Source organism: Desulforamulus profundi, from assembly GCF_002607855.1.
The window spans coordinates 1-4,755 of sequence record NZ_AWQQ01000129.1; the positions used below are offsets into that span (position 1 = coordinate 1).

Below are 4,755 nucleotides of genomic sequence, written 5' to 3' on the forward strand. Positions count from 1 at the left end.
TTGCCAAAGAGCCATTACCTGCGATTATAGGATAAGTGCGCCCAATTGCATGACAAATACTGGAAAATGGGAGGTAATATACTCAAAAATATTAGTTTTCGTCTTAAAATCTAAAAAAAGTGGGTCACTACTGTTAATTAATGTAAATTTTATTTTTTGAAAGAAGTAAAATTAGGGTTTTAAAGGGGTTTTTTCAACACCCTCCTAGGTGATAACTTTACAGATTATATCGAGGCCAATGTTCACCCGGGGATGTACCAACTGCAAACCAAAATTATGCATTTTGACCGTTATAAGCAGGTAGGCTTTACCGGCACCTGTCACTTTAATATTCGGGAGCAGCAGGAAGATATCTTATTAAAAATAGTGCATATGCTGGCCGAGTTTGCTTTTTATGCCGGTGTAGGGTACAAAACTACGATGGGCATGGGTCAGTGTAAAAAGATCCTGTAGAAAATATTAAGGAGGACACTAATGTCGAAAGCGGAAACCATCATTTGTACAGTGGGAACCAGTCTGTTGGAATCCAACTTGAAATCGCTGCCGGACACGGAGGATAATTTTCACAAGTTGCTGGCAGGCCGTTACAAAAAAGATTCGGATTACCTTCAAAGCCGCTGGAAGGAGGTTCAAGAGACCAAGAATCTTTATCTGAACAACCAGGATCAAAAACTGGGGCAGTTTCTTGCATCCTTCCCGGATGATTTGATGCTGAACGGGGCTGAAATTAATTCCATCGGCTGCCTGCTTAAACGAAAAGATGTCGATCTAAGAAGACTTATTTTTCTGGTCTCCGATACATTATCCGGCTTGCGAATGGGTGAAATCCTGAAGGCCTATTACATGGCTCGGCAAAAGGAACTGGGTTTAAAATTCGTTGATTATCAAACGGTTAAAGGTATGCAGGATGAACATCCCGGCAGTTTTAGGGCTCAGGGACTGCGCAACTTGGTACGGGAAATTGGAAAAATAATATATGAATCCGGCGGGGCTGAAAAAATGGCTATTAACGCCACCGGTGGCTATAAGGCACAGATAGCTGTGGCTGTGCTAATTGGTCAGGCTCTTGATATGCCTGTATATTACAAGCATGAGCGATTTAATGACATAATCTCCTTTCCACCCATGCCTGTTAGCCTTGATTATTCGCTGGTTGGCAGATATGGCGACCTGCTTTCAGCCTTCGAAAGGGGTTGTGTCCTTTCTTCAGACGAGATTGGTCAGGACATAGAAAAAATAAGACCGCTCCTGGAAGAGGTTGAGATAGACGGACAATTGTACTGGGAACTAGGGGCCATCGGGCAAATTTATCTTACGGGCTACCGGCTGCGCAACCCAAAGCCTCCATACCTTAAGGAGTTGACGGATGAAAGCCGTAAACTACCTACCTTAAGCAATCATGGGTATGGCGGGAAAAGAGACGATTTTAAAGATTTTGTTAATAGGGTCTGGCGGGAATTCAGATGGATTAAAACCTGTGTCAGTGCAGGCTATCATAGTCAATCATCAATCAGAAAAACCGGCTTCCGGATTGAATGCGAAGGTAACGGGAAACAAGAGATAATTGGGGAGTGGAAGGATGATAAAATAGGACTGCGCTTCAAGGTTATCACAACGGCCCAGCATGAGGCGGATCTAATATGGGCGGTGGATCAGTTAAATCAGAGATTTGGCGAATAAGTCGAATTATTATTAATGACTTGGCGATTTTCAAAAACACTAGGTGCAGCAGGTGCCTGCAGATAAAAGCCATGATTATTTCCGTTGGCGGTTCGCCGGAGCCCATTATTTTTTCACTTAAAGAGGTTAAGTGTGGCGCAGAGGTTTTCATTACCGGGCACAACCCGGGAATTTATATGCGGTAGAGCAACGTAAAAAACTCTGCCTGTACTTTAACAGCTACCAGTTCACAGCCTGCCAGGAAAGTGTACCGGGGTGAGAATTGAAATATTATGTCTTCAAAGACCAGCGGTAAATAGTCAATAGCCGATTCTATGAAAATTGGAAAAAAATTAATGTTAAAACAGCCTTCATACCTAAAAATGGCAATAACAAACTAAACCCGTTAATATTAAAAACGGATTTGAGAAAAGGYTATCTATCAAAAAGAGATTATATCAACTCCTTTTGCTAGCGTTATAGAGCTGATTGTTGCGCAGCAGAGCAAAAACCAGCCGGACGAATTTCCTTGCGGTAAGGACGAGTGCTCTTTTGTGTTTATGCGTGGTAGCCTCCGAATATTTACTTAGGTAGAACTGCCTATACTCCTCATCATGTACCTTGATGTGGTTTGCAGATTCAACCAGATAATAACGGAGATACTTATTTCCTGACTTAATACGTGGCGTAAATTCGGCTTTCCAGTTACCAGATTGATGTTCGTTCCAGACTAGGCCTGCATATTTAGCCAGTGCCTTGTGGTTGTCAAATCTATTTATGCCAGCAATCTCAGCTACAATACCGGCAGCATAAACTGGGCCGATACCCTTAATAGAAGTAAGAGTTTGAGGAATTGCCTCAAGGTGTTGGGCAATAACCTTATCAAGCTTCTTTACCTCGGACTCTAGGGCACGTATAACACTAGCACTGGCGGCTAATGAAGCATTTACAGGATCGGCCAGAGATTTACTCAATCTATAAGACGACCGAGCAGCTTTTTTTAATGCTTGGGCCACTCCCTCTGGGTCACTAAAACGGTTCTTGCTCTTTTGCTGTATGAACTCAAYCAGTTCTTCTAATGGCATAGTGGCTACTTCATCCACAGATAAAAATTCCTCCACCACTGCCATAGCTGTAGCCCCGAATTGGTTGCTAAAAAGCTTATCCTGGCATAGAGAACTGAATTTCAAGAACAAGTTATTCAGGAAGAAGGCTATGGTGGCTAAAGATGTCAAGACATTTTTTTGAACTTGTTTAAGGTGGTTTTTCTCCCTCCTTTGTGTATTTTATAAGAAAAATATTACCATTAAAACCATTTATTAACTGGTAATTAAGTAAATTTTTCCCATGCAATACTACTGCAAAAGAAAGTTGACCATAAATGTTGATAACTTTTCCTTCCACCACTAATGTACCGATATTTCACGCACCCGTTCCAGTCATGGGCTTGCGGCCGCCAGGGAATTTAAGGTCGGTAGGAAGCTTTGGGCCTGCAGAGCAGCTTAGGTTATACTGGTCGGAGGAGGTGGACACCAGAGTGGACGATATCCAGCATAATCCCCAGAATGATAGACACAAATTATTACTGAAAGTCTTTCAAGGTATAATTGCCGAAGTAAACTTCGGCCGGAGTCAAGTTTTTCAATGCTTGATGTGGCCTGTAGTTGTTGTATTTTTCAAAGAACTTTGCGAGACCGAGACGGGCTTCACGGGGGCTTGTATAGTCGTTTATGTAGACCTCCTGGTACTTGACTGTACGCCAGAGTCTCTCGGTAAAAATGTTGTCCATAGCTCGACCTCGCCCGTCCATGCTGATTTTGATCTCGTTGCCCAGTAATACAGTGGTGTATCGTTGACTGGTAAACTGGCTTCCTTGGTCACTGTTTGCGATCTCGGGTTTGCCAATTCGTAATGCCCTGTGGAGGGCTTCCAGCACAAAATCGACTTCAAGAGTGCAGTCCAGTTCCCAGGCTACTACGTACCTTGAAAACCAATCTAGGAAAGCCACCAGGTAAAGCCAGCCCTTCCTGAGGCGTATATAAGTGATATCGGTACCCCAAATGTGGTTGGGAAAGGATGCCTTAACGCCGCGGAGTAAATAGGGGTAGACTTTATGCTCGTGGTTCCGGCGGCTGAGGTTCGGCCCTGGCCTGATTGCTGATATTCCCATTTCCCGCATATACTTCTGTACCGTGGGTCTGCTGATGCTAAAGCCTTCGCGGTTCAGAATCGCTGTAATCGGACGGGAACCCATGTAGGGGTCCTCCGTGTAAATGCGGTCGATTTCATGCTTGATAGCAATTTCCATCGGCGATGGTGGTACTGGCTTGTAGTAAAGGCTCGAACGGTTTAGCGAAAGCATTTCTGCCTGAACTGTTAATGGTAGCTCGCGGTTCTCAAAATCCACAAGTTCAATTCTTTCAGCCCTCGTCCAACTTAAAGCCAGATTTTTTTTAAGCCAGTTGAGCTTAGTTGTCAACTCGCCAATCTCTGCGTATAGTTCTTGAATCTTGTTCTTTAATGTCTCTTTCTCCTTGTCACTCTTTCTACGACCATCTTCAAGAACTTCTGCCAGAGATCTTATTGCCTCTTTTTTCCATTTAAGCAATTGATTTGGATGAATCCCATACTCTGAAGCAATCTGGGATATGGTTTTCTCTTCCTTGAGAATTTCCAGTACAACCTTGGCTTTGAACTCCCCAGAATATGATTTTCTCACGGCAACGATCCACCTTAAATAAAGCTGTTTTTTTGTCTAGTTTTCTTTATCCATTATAACCAATTCGGGGCTACAGCTATGGCAGTGGTGGAGGAATTTTTATCTGTGGATGAAGTAGCCACTATGCCATTAGAAGAACTGATTGAGTTCATACAGCAAAAGAGCAAGAACCGTTTTAGTGACCCAGAGGGAGTGGCCCAAGCATTAAAAAAGCTGCTCGGTCGTCTTATAGATTGAGTAAATCTCTGGCCGATCCTGTAAATGCTTCATTAGCCGCCAGTGCTAGTGTTATACGTGCCCTAGAGTCCGAGGTAAAGAAGCTTGATAAGGTTATTGCCCAACACCTTGAGGCAATTCCTCAAACTCTTACTTCTATT

Annotated in this window: 5 protein-coding genes; 3 read left to right on the forward strand and 2 right to left on the reverse strand. The window is 43.3% G+C overall.

The features are described from left to right. Positions 1 to 252 precede the first annotated feature (252 nt). Together cas6 and P378_RS17170 are read left to right on the forward strand one after the other, a co-directional pair. Positions 253 to 453: a CRISPR system precrRNA processing endoribonuclease RAMP protein Cas6 gene (cas6, locus tag P378_RS17165; protein ID WP_099084066.1), complete on the forward strand. Its 201-nt coding sequence runs from the start codon at positions 253 to 255 to the stop codon at positions 451 to 453. A 21-nt stretch (positions 454 to 474) separates the two neighbouring features. Next, positions 475 to 1,680, forward strand: a complete 1,206-nt coding sequence (locus tag P378_RS17170) for a putative CRISPR-associated protein (protein WP_099084067.1) — start codon at positions 475 to 477, stop codon at positions 1,678 to 1,680. A gap of 437 nt (positions 1,681 to 2,117) precedes the next feature. Here P378_RS17170 and P378_RS17175 read toward each other — a convergent pair whose 3' ends face one another. Together P378_RS17175 and P378_RS17180 are read right to left on the reverse strand one after the other, a co-directional pair. Further along, positions 2,118 to 2,894, reverse strand: a complete 777-nt coding sequence (locus P378_RS17175) for an IS110 family RNA-guided transposase (protein ID WP_099084068.1) — start codon at positions 2,892 to 2,894, stop codon at positions 2,118 to 2,120. Between the two features lie 347 nt (positions 2,895 to 3,241). After that, positions 3,242 to 4,378, reverse strand: a complete 1,137-nt coding sequence (locus P378_RS17180; RefSeq protein ID WP_099084069.1) for an IS3 family transposase — start codon at positions 4,376 to 4,378, stop codon at positions 3,242 to 3,244. A 78-nt stretch (positions 4,379 to 4,456) separates the two neighbouring features. Here P378_RS17180 and P378_RS19875 point away from each other — a divergent pair, with 78 nt between their 5' ends. Beyond that, the gene (locus tag P378_RS19875) at positions 4,457 to 4,615 is read left to right on the forward strand and encodes a hypothetical protein (protein WP_180261164.1); all 159 of its coding nucleotides are present in this window, start codon (positions 4,457 to 4,459) and stop codon (positions 4,613 to 4,615) included. Positions 4,616 to 4,755: the final 140 nt, after the last annotated feature.